We start from the raw sequence: 15,482 nt of genomic DNA, 5'->3' as shown, positions 1-15,482 counted from the left end.
TAACTTATAAAGAGCCACGTCATCCTTCTATAAGCAGGAAACAACGGCATATTGCACTGCGCTAAAGTATGGGCGTTGTCTGAAAATGCCGAAGCGGCCGGAAAAAGGGGCGGCGAGTTCGAAGCTGCATAGCCAGACATCGCCGCTGGCGCAAAACAGGAGATGAAACTTCCTGCGCTCTTAAGGAGACAAAAAAAGCAGGGACAAGCCCTGCAAGAGAATTCGAAATGAAAGGCTTTGTCGAATTCGATTCATAGGGCTAGCGTAAAAAATGAGGGGGCGTAGCCGCATCGTCCATAGGGCGTAAAAAGGAGGTAATGGATCACAACAGGCCTAGATGACGGGCCCGGGCCAATGCTTCCGTACGGCTCGCCGCGCCGATTTTTCCGTATATATTGCGAATGTGCGCCTTTACGGTGGCGGGCGCCAGGAATAATCGGTCCGCGATCTTTTTATTGGGGAGCCCTTCGTAAATCAGCGTCAGCACCTCCATTTCCCGCTTACTTAACTCTTCCAGCAAACCTTCTGTCTGGGTTTGCGGCTCTTCTTCTCGCATTGGCGCAGCATTCTGGGAAGATGAGGTGACTTGCAGCTTTTCCAGGTAAGCCGGGCTTGTTTCGGCGATATCCAGGTTGGCGTATAACGGCCTCAGATAGGCGTCGTCCGTCAGGAACATGGCGACGAAATCGTTGCTTTCACCCAGCGCCAATGCCTCACTTATCAGCCGCTGCGCGGCCTCTGGCTGATTTTGTCCTCCCATAGCGGCGGCGTGCAGCAATTTGGCTTGCGCCTGATAACGGGAAGAGCCGTGGTTTTCGGCGAGAGCCAGTATAAGCTCAGCGGTTTCCTGCAAATTGCGCCATTGCTGTTTGCGTAGAAAATAACGCGCCTGTGCAGACAGGTTTTCCATGGCCTCAAAAGGAGAAGCCTCTTTGGGGTCTTTGCCCAGAATAAGGGCGCAAACGGATTCAGCACTGGCCATGTCGCCTTTATCCAGCAGGCAGTGCAACTTGCCGGCCAGAACGGGCGGGGCGAACGCAGCCAGTTCGCGCTGGTTATACTCCAACTGTTCGCGAGCCTGCTCATAATGACGCAGCGCTTGCGGGTAATCGCCGCAATGGCGGTTGAATTCCGCCCAGGTGTAGTAGGTGATGAGCTTCTGTTGCGGCTCCGCGTTATTTACGAATGACAGCATCGGTTTGAGAAAGCGTTCGGCGTGTTCCTGATTGCCCAAGGCGCAATAGATCAGCACCAGCGAACTATTCAGCCAGCACGAAACAATATTGGGTTCAGGGCCATCCTTATGATAACTCTGCACCCAGAGTTCCGTTTGTCGGAACAAATTGATCGCATGTAGGAACTCCCCCTTGATTTGCATGATCCATAACAGCAGGCCCAGGCTGGAAAGCACGGTGGAGAAGCGTTGCTCCAGTTTGCCCAGCGTGACGGCTTCCTTTAATGCCTCCATGGCGTCATCCAGTCGCCCCAGGCCGTAGTAGTCGTTGCCGAGGCCGAAGTAGGCCAGAGACTTGATTGGAGCGTTGATCTGCTGCAGGTCCTGTAAGACGGACTGCGTCAGCGCGCTGGCGGTCTGGATGTCCTTGCGGCTCCGCGCGGCGTAGGCTTCCAGCAGGCGCAACTCATGGCGCACGGTATCATCCTGCTCGGGCAGCAACGGGTGCTTCTTCACCGCTTCCACCAGGTCGGGAATGGCGGCGAACTGGTTGTCGTAAAGCAGACACCATATTTTCAGCAGTTGCAGACGCAGTGACTGGCCAAGTAGCTCTTGCGGGGCGTCGTTAAGCCATTCAATGATGTAGAGGTGGTATCCCTGCCGGACCAGTTGGTTGCCGATGCTCTCCAGGGTGGATTGCAGCAGATCCCAGGCCTGAATGTGCATGATCAATTGCACGGATTCCAAATAAAGTCTGCGCTCCAGGCAGGCTCGCACGACATTGCGGCAGTGCTGTAGATGAACTTCCGGCTGGCGCTGTCTCAAGTAGTGCAATGCGCCATCGCGGAACAGCTCATGGAAACGAAACCATTGGCCGGCGTCATCCAGAGGGATCAGAAACAGGTTGCGCGCTTCCAGCTCCTGCAATATCTGATGGCTGTCCTGAGCACTCCTGACCTGATCGCACAGCGGTGCGTCAAAGCGGGGTGCTCCCGCCATTTCCAGAATGAATTCACGCAGATGGGATGGTAGATCGTCCAGTACTTCCTGGGCGACGTAGTCGTCGATTTCTTTTTTGGCCTGGGCTAGCGCCTGCTCAAATTTGTCGTTTGATAAGGCTCCGTCCGCCCGTTTCAAATCCGCTTGCGACAATAACTGCAACGCCGCCGCCCAGCCGCCGGTGGAGCCGACGACGCGAGCCGCAGCTTCTGGGCTGACTTTGACGTCCAATGCGAGGGCGAATAAGTCAGCGACCTCCTGCGAGTCGAACACCAAGTCTGCGGAATAGAGCAGTTTGGCGTAGCGTTTTACCTTCCAGCGAGCGAGCGGGAATGTCGGCTCGTTACGGGACGTGACGATCAAGGTGAAGTTGGCGGGCGCGAAGTCCACCAGATAGGTTAAGCCGTCGAAGATGTCCCTGTTGACGATATGATGCAGGTCGTCCAGAACCAGCACAAAGTGGCGATTCTGATGCTGGTGGAGCTGGTTGATTAGCGCGGTCACCAGCACCCTTGCGTTGGCGTGAGCCGTTTCCTGCAAGTGCGCGCGCAGCTCCCCGATGTCGTCCAAGCCGTTACGACGCAACCCCTCTACGACATAGCTCCAGAACGTCGCGGCGGAATTATCAGCAGGATCGAGCGAGATCCAACTGGTAAGCGCATGATGAGACTGCGTCCATTGCCGCGCCAGCGTGGATTTTCCAAAGCCGGCGGGCGCAACGAGGCCAATAAAGCGGGCGCTGCCGGGTTCGCCGATGCGGGCAAGCAGACGCTGCCGCGTTAACAGGCTGTCGTCGAGGCGAAGCGGGAAAAGTTTGGTTTCGAGAACGATCATGCGCAGAGTGCAGTCAGTATGGCCAAAAGCGGGTTTCAGTCTTTATGGAAACTGAAAACTTGTCAACTGAACTCAATTAAATCAATGAAATATGCACGCCATACCCCGTTAGAGTTGGCTCTTTAACGGGGTGCTGGATGAATAGAGACATTAGTCGTCTGCGTCAATTATCAGAAAAACGCGTATTTGACGCCGATGATCAACAGCATGCTCGCCAAAGCGGGGCGCAGCACGGCCGAAGGCATCCGTTTAGCCAGGGCGGTTCCGAAATGGATCGCTGGCAGAGAGCCGATCAACAGGCTGCCGAGCAGATAATAGTCTATGTTCCCTAACTGCATGTGTCCGAGACCAGCAATGAAGGTCAGGGGAACGGCGTGAGCGAGATCCGTGCCGACGACGCGGGATGAAGACAAAGCGGGATAAAGCAGCATAAGCAGGGCGGTGCCGATAGCGCCTGCGCCGACGGAGGACAATGTCACAAACACGCCCAGGATGACGCCCATAAATACGGTGACCCCGGCGCGTCGCTCGTCGCTCATGACTGTCGCTCCGGAGCTGGCGCGCAGCAACCGGTCTTTAAATAGAAGCACGGCGGCGGTGACGATCAGCATCAAGCCCAGGCTGGTGGTCAACAGGTGTTTATACGCTTCCGGGTGAGGGAAGTAGTGCGCGAGAACTTGGGTGGTGATGATCGACGCGGGAATACTGCCAGCGCCGAGGGTGGCCGCCAGCTTCCAGTTTACCGTGCCGCTGCGGGCGTGAGTGACGACGCCGCCGGACTTGGTGATAGCGGCGTAGAGCAGATCGGTGCCGATCGCCGTATGCGCGGGAAAGCCGAAAAGAATCAGCAATGGCGTCATCAACGAACCGCCGCCAACGCCAGTCAAACCGACCAAAAAACCAACGCCGGCCCCGGCGACAATATATAAAAGAATTTCCATAGAGATGGTCTAAACTAACAAATGCGTAATAAGCCAAGAATTATTTGGCCAATCTAGCTAGATTTATCTATTCTTAAAAAGAATATTTATTTATATTTTTATCTCCAATTATAATAACGCCGGGCTGCAAGGAGACAATTCAATGAAACTGCAACAGCTGAGATACATATGGGAAGTCGCCCATCATGATCTCAACGTGTCCGCCACTGCTCAGAGTCTTTACACCTCACAACCCGGCATCAGTAAACAAATCCGTCTGCTGGAGGATGAACTGGGCGTGGAGATTTTCTCTCGCAGCGGCAAGCACCTGACCAGGGTGACGCCGGCGGGAGAGACCATCATCAAAGTCGCCGGTGAGATTCTGCGTAAGGTCGACGGCATCAAACAGATCGCGCAGGAATTCAGCAATCAGCGTAAAGGCGACCTCAGCATCGCCACGACTCACACGCAGGCGCGATATGCGCTGCCTTCCATCATTCGCAGCTTCATTCAGGAATATCCGGAAGTCTCGTTGCATATGCATCAGGGCACGCCAATGCAGATCGCGGAAATGGCGGCGGACGGCACCGTGGACTTCGCCATCGCCACGGAAGCGCTGGAGCACTTTTCCGATCTGATCATGATTCCCTGCTATCGCTGGAACCGCTGTGTAGTGGTGCCGAAAAACCATCCTCTGGCCGAGAAGAAGAAGCTTGAAATAGAAGATGTGGCGGCGTTTCCTATCGTTACATACGTGTTCGGCTTCACTGGGCGCTCTAAATTAGATGAAGCCTTTAGTGAAAAAGGGCTGACGCCAAAAGTAGTGTTCACCGCGGCGGATGCCGACGTTATCAAGACATATGTGCGACTGGGACTGGGTGTGGGCATCATCGCCCGCATGGCGTATGACCCGGTGGCGGACTCCGATTTGGTGGCCCTGGACGCCAGCAAGCTGTTTCGTCCCAGCACGACGAAAATCGGCTTTCGGCGTGGGACGTTCATTCGCGGTTACATGTACGAATTTATCCAGCGCTTCGCACCTCATCTCACCAGAGAACTGGTGGATCAGGCGTCTCAAAAGGCCACCAAGGCGGAAATCGAAGAGCTTTTCGAGAATATCAGCCTGCCCACGTACTAGAGGTTGCTGCGGGGCAGGCGCGTGGGGCTCAGCTTTTGAGGTTGCCTGCATGTAGCCCGCATTCCTTGATGGTGGACTCCTCCCACCACCAGCGTCCTTCACGCTCATGTTGATTGGGTAGCACGGGTCGCGTGCAAGGTTCGCAGCCGATACTGATGAATCCTTTTGTATGCAGTTCATTGTAGGGAACATCGAACATCCTGATGTAGTTCCATACGTCCTGCGACGTCCAGTGCGCCAAAGGATTGAACTTGACCAAGGGGTGATCCGGCGCGCCAAATGCGGCGTCTTCTTCTACTAGCGCCACTTTATTACGTGTGCTGGGACTTTGGTCTTTTCTTTGCCCGGTGATCCAGGCGTCGACGTTAGCGAGCTTACGCCTTAGCGGCGCCACTTTGCGAACGCCGCAGCATTCAGAATGGCCATCTTTATAGAAGCTGAAAAGTCCCTTCTCCTTGACCAGACGCTCCACGTCCTCTGCATTAGGGGATAGGGTTTCAATTTGCAGATTATAGTGATCGCGTACTTTTTCGATGAATCGATAAGTCTCGGGATGCAAGCGACCTGTATCCAGTGTGAACACCTGGATGTTCTTCTTTAGTTTGCTGGCGATTTCTATCAGGACCACATCTTCTGCGCCACTGAACGAAATTGCGATATTGTCGTAAAGCTCCAACGCCTTACGCATCACTTCCTTGGGGCTCCACTCTTCCATCTCCCTGGCGAGTTCCTTTACATCATATTCGGGTGTCATCAACTGGCGCCTTGTAGCAGAGAAATTAGACGCCTGTAGGCTAACAAATTGTTGATAGTGCTAAAAATAATAAAGACTTATATCTAAAGAACGAAAACAAAAAAAGGAGGCCAAGAGGCCTCCCAAGATTTGATTCTAAGCTGTTGACACAACAGGTCTGTGTCACTACGAGAGAAAGTGTAGACCAAGAAAAAAATAATGCCTCATGAAAACAGTCAACTTTACGTTTGGATGTGGTGAGGTGTGACTGCGCGCCAATGCTCCTGATGTTTGAGGCCTGATGCTGTGGGATAGGACAATGAGGGAAGGTGCGCTAAAAAGAAAAAAGGAGGCGTTCAGGGCCTCCTAATTCGGTCGGTGGCTGCTTCTGCAAGGGTTTATCACCACCGTAAGATCAGTATAGTCCATTTGGATTAACTATGTCTGCATGTTTAACTGTAAAGACTTGTAACCGAACCCGTAATATTAAAAGGGAGTCATATGTCGATAACCTGGAATGATCTGACAGTGAATATCGAGCGTCTTGATAAGGACGGTCTCATAAGTGACTGGCGTTGGTTGGTGGGAGACGCCGCGCAACCCATTTTGATTTCTTCCACAGGCGACGCTTATCTCCAGGAACGCAACGGAGAGGTATTTTTGTTATCCACAGGCGATGGGACTTATGAGAAAGTGGCGGATTCCTACGAGGACTTTCGTCATAAACTGCGAGATACGAATCTGGTTAATGAGTGCTTTTTGGCGGCTATCGTCGCGCAGCTCAAGGAACAAGGCTTGGTGTTAAAACCTGGGATGTTGTATAGCTTCAAAGAACTGCCCGTGCTGGGAGGCGACTATGTGGCGGAAAACTTTGAACTTGCGGATATAGAGGTTCACTTTTCTATAACTGGCCAGGTTCACAAACAGGTCAAAGATATACCCGCTGGCGAAGCAATTCAGTTAAATGCCGTGTGGCGAGAATGAGATAGGTGGTAGAAGAGAAGGCGTCCTCAATAGATTCGGGACGTCAGGCAGCCGTCCCGGACTGCAAACCGGGACGTGACTAATTATTCGAGTTAGAGGTGATTTAAAGTATTTGATTCGCCAAAACTAACGTCAGAGTTAACCCTAACGCGTTAAACGCAACTAGACCAGCCAGCTTTTTTGCGCTGATGTACATCGGACTCTCCTCTATAGTTTGATCTTGTTATTCTTTTCGTAAACTTATGTGAAATCTTGTTTACATCTTTAATCGATTTTAGCTTTATTCATCGAATATGCAACCCCCTGCTAAACCCTTATGATTAAGGCGCTTTTTAGGAGAAGCAGGACTGGCCTGGGCTGCTGCGGAACGCTGCGTCACGCCTGAAACGAGCGGCGTAGATGTTTGTTTCTGTAACTTTCAAACGAATAAAGATGACAGGAGTGAATCGTGGAACTAGCGTGTCTGGATTTGGAAGGGGTGTTGATACCCGAGATATGGATCGCTTTCTCGGAAAAAACTGGGATAGACGCTTTACGTGCGACGACCCGGGATATCCCGGACTACGATGTGTTGATGAGGCAGCGATTAAAAATCCTTAATGAGCATGGCTATGGGCTGCCGGACATCCAGGCTGTTATCGCCACATTGGAACCGCTTCCAGGCGCCCAGGAATTTGTCGCCTGGTTGCGCCGCCGGTTTCAGGTGGTGATTTTGTCCGATACCTTTTACGAGTTCGCGATGCCATTGATGGAGAAGCTGGGGTGGCCGACATTGTTGTGTCATCGCCTGGAAGTCGATGAGCGCGGTAGAGTCGCAAATTATGTGCTGCGCCAGAAAGACCCAAAACGGATGTCGGTGCAGGCGTTTCATGGCCTGAATTACCGTGTTATCGCTGCGGGGGACTCTTACAACGACACCACGATGCTGGCGGAGGCGGATGCCGGTATTCTGTTTAATGCGCCTGACAACGTGATAACTGAATTTCCGCAGTTTCCCGCGGTGCATACCTACGATGAGCTGCGAGCGGAATTTATCAAAGCCAGTCGCCTGGTGACGGACTAATCTTCGCGTTTGCCGGGAAGCTCTCCGCCGAGGGCTTCGACAATGTGTCTGATTTTTACGACAGACTCATTGTATTCAGCAAGGCAATCTGAGTCCGCGACAATGCCGCCTCCGCCCCATACATGCATGTCGCCCTGTCTGCAGGTCATGGTGCGGATGGCGATATTGCTGTCCATGCGGCCATCATTGGACAGATAAAATACGCTGCCGCAGTAAGCGCTGCGGGCGTGACCCTCAAGCTCATCAATAATTTCCATCGCCCGCTTCTTGGGAGCGCCAGTAATTGACCCGCCCGGTGAACAGGATATCAGCGCTGCGAAAGGTGAGACGTCGTCGCGCAAGGTGGATGTCACTGTGCTGACCAGATGATGGACGTTGCTGTAGGTCTCCAGCGCGCAGAGCTTTTCCACTTTGACGCTGCCGACTTTGGAAATCTTACCCAGGTCATTGCGCAGCAGGTCCACAATCATCACGTTTTCCGCTCGATCCTTGGGACTGGAGGTAAGATCCTCAATGTGGCGAAAATCGTCGGCGGCGCTGGCGCCGCGCGGGCGGGTGCCTTTGATCGGCTTGGTGACGACATCGCGACCGTTCACCGTCAGAAATTTCTCCGGCGAAAAGCAAAGCAGATCGCCATGACCGCTGCGGAAAAAGGCGGAATAGGGAGCCTTGGCCGCCTGCCTTACATTTATATAAGCCTCCAGAGGATCGCCTGCGTAAGCGCCTGAAAAGCGTTGCGTCAGGTTAATTTGATAGCAATCTCCAGCGAGAATGTACTCCTTGATTCTGTCGAACTCGGTTGCGTACTGCTCGTAGCTCCAGTCCGGAGCAATCGCCCGAGTGACGTTGAAAGCTTCTGTGGCGGGGGCGTTTTGTTGCAGCAGGCTCTGGAAAGCGGGCGTTCCGAAGCCAGTAATCGTCTGTTTGTCGTGTTCTACGATCAGGTAATGGTCATAGGCGCCAATGCAGGCGGATGGAAATACGGACTCTCGACGCCAGTTGTGGTCGCCTAGCAACTGGTTGCGCCCAAACTCATAACTGATGAATCCGATCAGGCCGCCTTTGAAACAGGGCGTCGGAAGGGCGGCGCGGGATTGCTGAGCAAGCGCCAGCAGGTCGGCATAGGAGATGGGCGTCTCTGTCTCGCCGGGACGGGAGAGAACGTGGGTGTTACCCTGGCTGCGGGCTATCCATTCCGGATCACAGGCGATAATTTCAAAGGCGCGCCCCTCTTGAGTTCGACTGTCCAGCCAACAGAAGCCAGGACGGGAAGATAGCAAGTGAATGACGGCGTTATAGTCTGCGTAGGGAATGGTGAAAACTGACATCAACAAATATTGGCCTGGTTAAAAAGCGCCTCTTTCGGCGCTCGCTAAGCGCCATTGGCTTATTAATCCGACATTTTAACCTTCCGGCTTCCATTTTTCAGGCGCTCGGACGGCTGTGTTTCGCGGCCGGACTTCTTATTGTCTTACGTCTATTGGCTTGAGAGGTCTCAAAAGACTGCGGAATTGTAGTGTTAGCGAGCGCATATTTGAAGTTGCTCACGTTTTTAAGTCGCTGGCGGCGGCGTTTGGACCTCCAGTTCGGTCGCAATTAGCCGTTTGGCTGGCTCTTGGCAGGAAATTTAAAAGGATGTTTATCTATTGTGATGCGCTTTTTGGCGGGCCTTGTCGGACCGTATATAGGCCAGATGGCCAAATAGTGTCTACTCGTTAACACTTCTTAACAAACGGGCTGATTTCTGTGATTTCATTCACGGATTCGCCGGTTACACAACCCTACACTGGCCTCGTGATTGTGAAACACAAATCAAACAAAAACGAAACGTTTCACGATGCTCAGGCGGTTGTACTTAGTCGCTAATTGTTTGTTTTTAAATGGAATTCTAGACGCATATTAATAATATGGAAACTGTGAGAGTAATCACGGAAAACCAATGAAGCGTAAACTAAATTAACAATCGCTCAGAATTATTCGGTCGGTTGTCAAACAATTTGTTTGATTATTGAGCGGTAATCTGAAGCTCACGAGAGTTTCCTGAAATTAAAAAAATAAACATTAGGAGAATTTTAATGAAAGGCCTGAAAAAATTAGTTTTGGTATCTGCTATCGCTGCGGCTCCTCTGGCTGCGCAAGCTGAACTGAAAGCAGTTGACGACGCTGTACTGGCGGACGTTTCCGGTCAAAGCGGATTGGTCATCGAAGCCGGCTTCGGTTCTTTGACTTACTCAGACATCGCTGTAATCGCTGACAGCGACTGGGATACTGACGCTGGCATCCACATCGACGCGTTCAAATGGGAAGTTGACGTAGAAGCATGGGATTCCGCTTCTAACGCTACTCTGGGCGCTTCTACTGGCGCACTGGGCGGCTTCATCGCGAAAGACATCTCAATCAACGGTAGCGTTGACGTTACTATCGACGCCCTGGCTGACGCAGCCACTCTGGGCACTACTAACCTGGGCGGTATCGGCATCACCTTCGCCAACTCCGACATCAACATGCGCGTAGGCGACATGGGTGTTTACCTGAACCAGACTGGTCTGGGTCAAGTTAACAGCATGGGCGCTGTTGAAATCATCGGTATGAACCTGGACGGCCTTGAGCTGGTTGTTCACGGTAACTAATACCGGGCGGACCTGACGGTCAGTCGATTGATGATGGAAAAGGCATCGTTCGAGATGCCTTTTCTTGTGAATATCTCTTAAGCATCTATTTGTTCTGCAGTAAAAATCATCCTTTCTCAGACAGACGATACATACACTGGCTTCAGTGAGTATGGCGTAACGTCTGCCTTGCGCTGAGCGAAAGGCTCTTAAGCGCCAGCAGTAACAAAAGCTCTAGAGATGTAAGGAGTGTGGAGGGGAGTATGAAAAAGACTGTGTTTGTTTGCGCAGCGATGTTCTCCACGGCGGTAATGGCCGAATTAAAACCGATTAACGATCAACAGCTTAGTGAAGTTGTGGGGCAGGCGGCTCCCGTTATCGAAATAAACGGTCAAGTTACCTATGAGGCGATCGCCTACACTAACCCCGACGGGGTGCGGGAAGTTATTTATCCTGGTCAGACGTCCAGCGACGGGGCGGTTCACGATGATAATGTCTCCCTGCAGGGGATGACCTTTGGAACCCCGCGCACGGGGACGCTCGTTGACCTGTTTACGGCCGTTTTACCTTTGCGTTATGGCCAGATCGACACCAACGGAGATGGCGTTGAAGACCGTGGCGCCGCAATATTCAGCTTTCAGCCCAATGTAGGGTTTGGCACAGGATTTATGCCGCTGGATATACAGCAGAGCGATACCTCTGTGAACATAGATGATCAGGTTTTTCTTACCAAGCAGGGGCTGGTGATTCTCAACGCCCCGATCAATACGGATATTATTAATGTCGGCGCGGATGCGTATAAGCTGACGCCGATAAAGATGTTCTGAAAATGTCTGATGGCGTTAGGCCGGGATGGAGGCCCGCGTCTGGCGCGCCTGCTTTGATAATCAGCCGAAGCGGTTAGTATCTGTCATCCGGCTGGTGTTTCTTGTGACTCCGCAAACAAAAAAGCTCGCTGTATTAGCGAGCCTTCTGTACTTCTCTTTTACTGCTGAGGCATTGTCAGCGTCAGATCAAACCCGCCACTGTCCCGTGGAACTAAATCAATCATGCCGCCCTGGATTCGTTCAGGGATGATGATGTTATCGACGCCGGGTAAATTGTTTCCAATCGTGATAGTTAACTGCTGGCCGTTGGATTGCAGATTTAACTGGTCGCCGTAGGGCAGTTGCGCCATATCCGGGTTCAAAGGCGATAGAACCTGCTGGAATGTGAAGGCTCCGTCTGGAATCACCAAGTCCGGATGAGGCAGCGGACGTTCGCTCAGCGCCGCCAGCTCTGGTTGCGTATAGGGAATAAACGCAAGCTCTCTTATCACTTGGGCGGCGGCTTCTGAAGAGTCTTTAAACTGTTGCTGATCCACCGTCAACGCGGTGTTCAGTTCTGACTGCTCTTCAGCTTCTGTTTTTACGGGCTCGCCGGGTCCGATGGTGTAGGTGACGACCCGTTTTTTCTCCGGCTTTTTGGGAGCAGGGGTAACGATGATGGTGGAATCTTTAATATAGGTGTCGGTCAACTCGCCGCTGGTCATTGATTTGACTTCCGCGCGGGCGGTCAGAACAAGGCCGGTGGCGGCCAATCCGAGCAAAATCCTTGAGTAGTTCATAGCAGCGCCGTGTTTTACAATTTCGTGTTAAACGTAAATTTTCCAACAACCGATTCTCATGAGCCCGCTGCCGAAAGCATGCGTGGAGAAAAAATAATTGCGTTCGGCCACAAGCGTTTAGGTGGAATCCAGTTTTACTGCGTATACTTACATTTTCAACCGATTGATTCGCAAAAGCCACTGTATCGCGCGAATTTTGATTAATTTTTGTAAGCCTGTATTTCCCTGGCCTGCAAAAGACAAGGACAGAAGTTAAGTAGTAGTGTTATGACAACCGGCATCAGGCAAAAATCAGGGGCGCGCATCGGCGGTCAACTCGGGCGCCGCATTGATAAGTGGGTGGAAAAGCGGCTGCCGCCGGTAGAAGAAGCCACATTGTCGCATCGGGCTATTTTTGTGTTGCCTACGCGTTGGGGCGTCGGCTTTGTGATGTTGGCGGGACTGATTCTTCTTACCGGGATCAATTATCAGAACTCCATGATTCTGGCCGTAGGCTTCTTTCTTATTTCTATTTTTGTGGTCAATATCCTCATCGCCTACCGCAATATGTCGGGACTGGTTATTCGCTTTCATCGCGCGGCTTCCTGCTTCGCTGACGAACTGGCCGGGTTTGAGTTTCTAGTGTCGGCGTCGGAAAATGGCGCGGCCGCGGTGCAACTCGGTTGGACGCCTGACAGCTATGTTACTTTGGACTTGGATCAGAATGGGCAGCGACGCGCGGTGATTGAGTATCGCTGTCGCAAACGAGGCTGGCTGACGCCGGGGCGTATGCTGATTACGTCCACCTATCCGATGGGACTGATTCGCGCCTGGTCCTGGCAGGACCTGAACGCCAAGGCGCTGGTCTATCCCAGGCCGGCGACGCAACCTCAGTTTAAGTGGAGCGCCTCCCTGGCTGAGGGCGAAGGTAAAGGCGATTCGCACATCGTGGGGCAAGAAGATTTCGCAGGCCTGCGCACTTATGTTCCCGGCGAGCCGTTAACCCGTATCGCCTGGAAGAAGTACGCGCAGCAGGGGGAGTTATACAGTAAGGAATTCAGTCAGCCGGAATTAGACCCGGATTGGATTGATTTTGACGCCTATCAGGGGATGGAGACGGAGCTGCGCCTGTCTACTCTGTGCGCCCAGATTTTGGAGCTGGAGCAAAAAGGGACGCCTTACGGATTACGTATGCCCGGTTGGGCGTGCGGGCCTGGCTCGGGTCTTGAGCATCGCAATAAATGTCTGACTGCGCTGGCGAAGTATCCCGATCATGTTTAAGCGAAGTTTTGAGGAGTCTCCCGCACTGGATACGCGGGCGCTGGTATGGATGGTGGTTTCTCTGGCTGCCGCCGCAGGCGCGCACTGGAACCATGTGCCAGTGTGGCTGCTTGGATTCGCGTGCGTGTCCGTGTTTTGGCGCACCCGGGTGTATCAAGGAAAATGGTCCGCACCCTCGACCTGGGTGAAAGGCGGAGTCATGGTGGTGACCTCCGTCGCCTATGTGTTCTCGACGCAGGCGCAGTTTACGGTGGAGACGGCGGTCGGCTTTTTTGTGTTGGCTTATGCGCTGAAGTTGCTGGAGCTGAACCAGCGGCGCGACGCCTTCCTGTTCAGTTTTATGACGTTGTTTTTGCTCTGCCTCGGCTTCCTGTTCACCCAGTCCCTGTTCGTCAGTCTCTATATATTCATCGCCATGGGATTGAGCTTTGTTGCTCTGATGGCGGTGAACCAGTCGCTTAAATCCCGTTCCATTGGCGCTACTTTTAAAGGCGTGTATGGCTCCATGGCGGTTGCAGCGCCGTTGTTGATCGTGATGTATCTGTTCTTTCCCCGATTTGGTCCTTTATGGGCGATGCCGCTAAAGAGCTCCACCGCGTTTACCGGGCTTGATGAAACCATGTCGCCGGGAGATGTGGCGAATCTTGCCCAGTCAGGCGAGCGAGCGTTTCGGATTGTGTTTAATGGACCGCGACCGGCCTACCGGGACCTATACTGGCGCGCTTTGATCCTGGATCGCTACGACGGTACGAGTTGGAAGCGGTCATTCAGTCAGACCAATCGCGACCGCCAAGGCGCGGTCAGACCGGGCGCCAGAACTCAGACTGAGCAGTGGGATTATGAGGTGCTGCTGGAACCCCATAATCGTGAATGGGGCTTTGCGCTGGATGACGCCAAGGTGGCGCGGGGCGCGCCTTTCTCAACGCCGGACCAGCTGGTGAGATTTATGAGAGACGTGAAGTCGCCAGAGTGGTATCGCGTCATCAATCAAGCTGAGGAATATAGAGAAAGCGCCCAAAGCTTCGCCCGTTTCAGCAGTTTGCCGCAGGGCTCCAATCCCCGTACTGCTGAATGGGCCAAACAATTACGTGAGACGACGCCTGACGCCGGAACCTTTATAAAGACGGTGTTGACGCGTTTTAATCAGGAACCCTACGCCTATACGCTATCGCCGCCGCTGTTGACCTCGCCGAATAGAATCGATGAGTTTTTCTTCGACACGCGTCGCGGCTTTTGCGAGCATTACGCCAGCACGATGGCGTTCATTTTGCGCGCGGCCAATATTCCGTCCCGGGTGCTCGCCGGGTATCAGGGCGGAGAGTGGAACGAGCAGGGTGGCTTTCTGGTGGTGCATCAGTATGATGCCCATGCCTGGGTGGAAGCATGGCTGCCTGAACGCGGTTGGGTGCGTGTCGATCCGACGGCGGCGGTGGCGCCGCAAAGGGTGGAGTCGGGCATTAGAGACGCCGTCGCGGAAGAGGGCACATTCCTGCAAAATACGCCGTTGTCCCTGGCCAGATATAACCATATCGGCGTCTTCGCCTGGGTGACCAATAATCTGGAATACATGAATTACATGTGGCAGAAATGGGTCGTCAACTACGATCAGGAGAAGCAGAGCAGTTTCTTCAAACGCTGGTTTGGCGATAGCGACATGAAGACGATGCTGATGATACTCGCAGGCGTCTCCATGATGGTCTTTCTCGTTCTGTCATTACTGACCCTTAAGGCGGAGTGGCGGCGCAATAAAGGCGATCCCATGGTGCGCTTGTATCGATCTCTGCTGAATAGAATGCACAAGAAGGGGTTGTTGCTGGATGCGGGCTTGACGCCTGGGCAGGCATTGGCCCTGGCGATTAAAAAGTGGCCGCGGCAGCGTAAATTGCTACGGCAGATTTTCAGCGAGTTTGAGCAAAACCTGTATGCGGATGACGGCGGCGGCAGTCCAGACAGAGTGCGCCGCCTGAAGCGGGACATCAAGCAACTGGCTTTGAATCCTTGAGTCGCCGAAACGACCTTCACGAGGTTGGCGTGATTAATAGTCTTGCACATGCTTGCGCCTGCGCGACGGCATGCCGCGGGAGGCGGGCCTGATATCTACAGGTACTGCTGTTGCAGGTAGGTGGCAGTCAGCTAGACGCTACTTGTCTGCCCGATAAACA

The 15,482-nt window shown here is 53.0% G+C and carries 12 protein-coding genes; 7 read left to right on the top strand and 5 right to left on the bottom strand.

Translation table 11 applies throughout. The features are described from left to right. Positions 1 to 322: 322 nt before the first annotated feature. Together ONV78_RS09280 and ONV78_RS09275 are read right to left on the bottom strand one after the other, a co-directional pair. Positions 323 to 3,007, bottom strand: a complete 2,685-nt coding sequence (locus ONV78_RS09280) for a LuxR C-terminal-related transcriptional regulator (protein ID WP_279502802.1) — start codon at positions 3,005 to 3,007, stop codon at positions 323 to 325. Positions 3,008 to 3,177: 170 nt separating this feature from the next. Beyond that, positions 3,178 to 3,948 (bottom strand): sulfite exporter TauE/SafE family protein, encoded by a 771-nt coding sequence (locus tag ONV78_RS09275; RefSeq protein ID WP_216735559.1) that lies wholly within the window; start codon positions 3,946 to 3,948, stop codon positions 3,178 to 3,180. A 142-nt stretch (positions 3,949 to 4,090) separates the two neighbouring features. Between ONV78_RS09275 and cysB the strand changes: the two genes are divergently transcribed. After that, entirely contained in the window at positions 4,091 to 5,065 is a 975-nt protein-coding gene (cysB, locus tag ONV78_RS09270; protein ID WP_279502797.1) for an HTH-type transcriptional regulator CysB, read from the top strand. 28 nt (positions 5,066 to 5,093) lie between these two features. Here the strand turns inward: cysB and ONV78_RS09265 are convergent, their stop codons facing one another. Beyond that, positions 5,094 to 5,819: a phosphoadenylyl-sulfate reductase gene (locus ONV78_RS09265; RefSeq protein ID WP_279502796.1), complete on the bottom strand. Its 726-nt coding sequence runs from the start codon at positions 5,817 to 5,819 to the stop codon at positions 5,094 to 5,096. 480 nt (positions 5,820 to 6,299) lie between these two features. Here ONV78_RS09265 and ONV78_RS09260 point away from each other — a divergent pair, with 480 nt between their 5' ends. After that, positions 6,300 to 6,782 carry a T6SS immunity protein Tdi1 domain-containing protein gene (locus ONV78_RS09260; protein ID WP_279502794.1) on the top strand — a complete coding sequence of 161 codons (483 nt, stop codon included), beginning with the start codon at positions 6,300 to 6,302 and terminating at the stop codon, positions 6,780 to 6,782. A gap of 448 nt (positions 6,783 to 7,230) precedes the next feature. After that, positions 7,231 to 7,845 carry a bifunctional phosphoserine phosphatase/homoserine phosphotransferase ThrH gene (gene thrH / locus ONV78_RS09255; protein WP_279502790.1) on the top strand — a complete coding sequence of 205 codons (615 nt, stop codon included), beginning with the start codon at positions 7,231 to 7,233 and terminating at the stop codon, positions 7,843 to 7,845. Here thrH and pabB read toward each other — a convergent pair. Continuing rightward, positions 7,842 to 9,173 carry an aminodeoxychorismate synthase component I gene (gene pabB, locus ONV78_RS09250; protein WP_279502788.1) on the bottom strand — a complete coding sequence of 444 codons (1,332 nt, stop codon included), beginning with the start codon at positions 9,171 to 9,173 and terminating at the stop codon, positions 7,842 to 7,844. The two genes, thrH and pabB, sit on opposite strands and share 4 nt — an antisense overlap. A gap of 747 nt (positions 9,174 to 9,920) precedes the next feature. On the opposite strand from pabB, the gene ONV78_RS09245 reads away from it, so the two are divergent. Both ONV78_RS09245 and ONV78_RS09240 read left to right on the top strand, forming a co-directional pair. Continuing rightward, positions 9,921 to 10,475, top strand: coding sequence for a DUF6160 family protein (locus ONV78_RS09245; RefSeq protein WP_127971576.1), 555 nt, complete (start codon positions 9,921 to 9,923; stop codon positions 10,473 to 10,475). Positions 10,476 to 10,717: 242 nt separating this feature from the next. Then, the gene (locus ONV78_RS09240; RefSeq protein ID WP_279502786.1) at positions 10,718 to 11,281 is read left to right on the top strand and encodes a DUF6160 family protein; all 564 of its coding nucleotides are present in this window, start codon (positions 10,718 to 10,720) and stop codon (positions 11,279 to 11,281) included. A gap of 158 nt (positions 11,282 to 11,439) precedes the next feature. Here the strand turns inward: ONV78_RS09240 and ONV78_RS09235 are convergent, their stop codons facing one another. Further along, complete coding sequence (locus ONV78_RS09235) at positions 11,440 to 12,060, bottom strand: hypothetical protein (protein WP_127971572.1); 621 nt, start codon at positions 12,058 to 12,060, stop codon at positions 11,440 to 11,442. A 267-nt stretch (positions 12,061 to 12,327) separates the two neighbouring features. On the opposite strand from ONV78_RS09235, the gene ONV78_RS09230 reads away from it, so the two are divergent. Beyond that, positions 12,328 to 13,320, top strand: coding sequence for a DUF58 domain-containing protein (locus ONV78_RS09230; protein WP_279502784.1), 993 nt, complete (start codon positions 12,328 to 12,330; stop codon positions 13,318 to 13,320). Further along, positions 13,313 to 15,322, top strand: coding sequence for a DUF3488 and DUF4129 domain-containing transglutaminase family protein (locus tag ONV78_RS09225; protein ID WP_279502782.1), 2,010 nt, complete (start codon positions 13,313 to 13,315; stop codon positions 15,320 to 15,322). Before ONV78_RS09230 ends, ONV78_RS09225 begins: the two co-directional genes overlap by 8 nt. The last annotated feature ends 160 nt before the right edge of the window (positions 15,323 to 15,482 follow it).

Origin of the sequence: Hahella sp. CR1 (genome assembly GCF_029813005.1) — a bacterium.
Lineage (GTDB): Bacteria > Pseudomonadota > Gammaproteobacteria > Pseudomonadales > Oleiphilaceae > Hahella.
The sequence above is the reverse complement of the archived record's forward strand: the minus strand, read 5'-3'. Positions and strand labels throughout refer to the sequence as shown.

Coding starts and splice junctions, on each gene's coding strand:
- ONV78_RS09280 (WP_279502802.1), bottom strand. CDS start 3,007: ATGATCGTTCTCGAAACCAAACTTTTCCCGCTTCGCCTCGACGACAGC.
- ONV78_RS09275 (WP_216735559.1), bottom strand. CDS start 3,948: ATGGAAATTCTTTTATATATTGTCGCCGGGGCCGGCGTTGGTTTTTTG.
- cysB (WP_279502797.1), top strand. CDS start 4,091: ATGAAACTGCAACAGCTGAGATACATATGGGAAGTCGCCCATCATGAT.
- ONV78_RS09265 (WP_279502796.1), bottom strand. CDS start 5,819: ATGACACCCGAATATGATGTAAAGGAACTCGCCAGGGAGATGGAAGAG.
- ONV78_RS09260 (WP_279502794.1), top strand. CDS start 6,300: ATGTCGATAACCTGGAATGATCTGACAGTGAATATCGAGCGTCTTGAT.
- pabB (WP_279502788.1), bottom strand. CDS start 9,173: ATGTCAGTTTTCACCATTCCCTACGCAGACTATAACGCCGTCATTCAC.
- ONV78_RS09245 (WP_127971576.1), top strand. CDS start 9,921: ATGAAAGGCCTGAAAAAATTAGTTTTGGTATCTGCTATCGCTGCGGCT.
- ONV78_RS09240 (WP_279502786.1), top strand. CDS start 10,718: ATGAAAAAGACTGTGTTTGTTTGCGCAGCGATGTTCTCCACGGCGGTA.
- ONV78_RS09235 (WP_127971572.1), bottom strand. CDS start 12,060: ATGAACTACTCAAGGATTTTGCTCGGATTGGCCGCCACCGGCCTTGTT.
- ONV78_RS09230 (WP_279502784.1), top strand. CDS start 12,328: ATGACAACCGGCATCAGGCAAAAATCAGGGGCGCGCATCGGCGGTCAA.
- ONV78_RS09225 (WP_279502782.1), top strand. CDS start 13,313: ATGTTTAAGCGAAGTTTTGAGGAGTCTCCCGCACTGGATACGCGGGCG.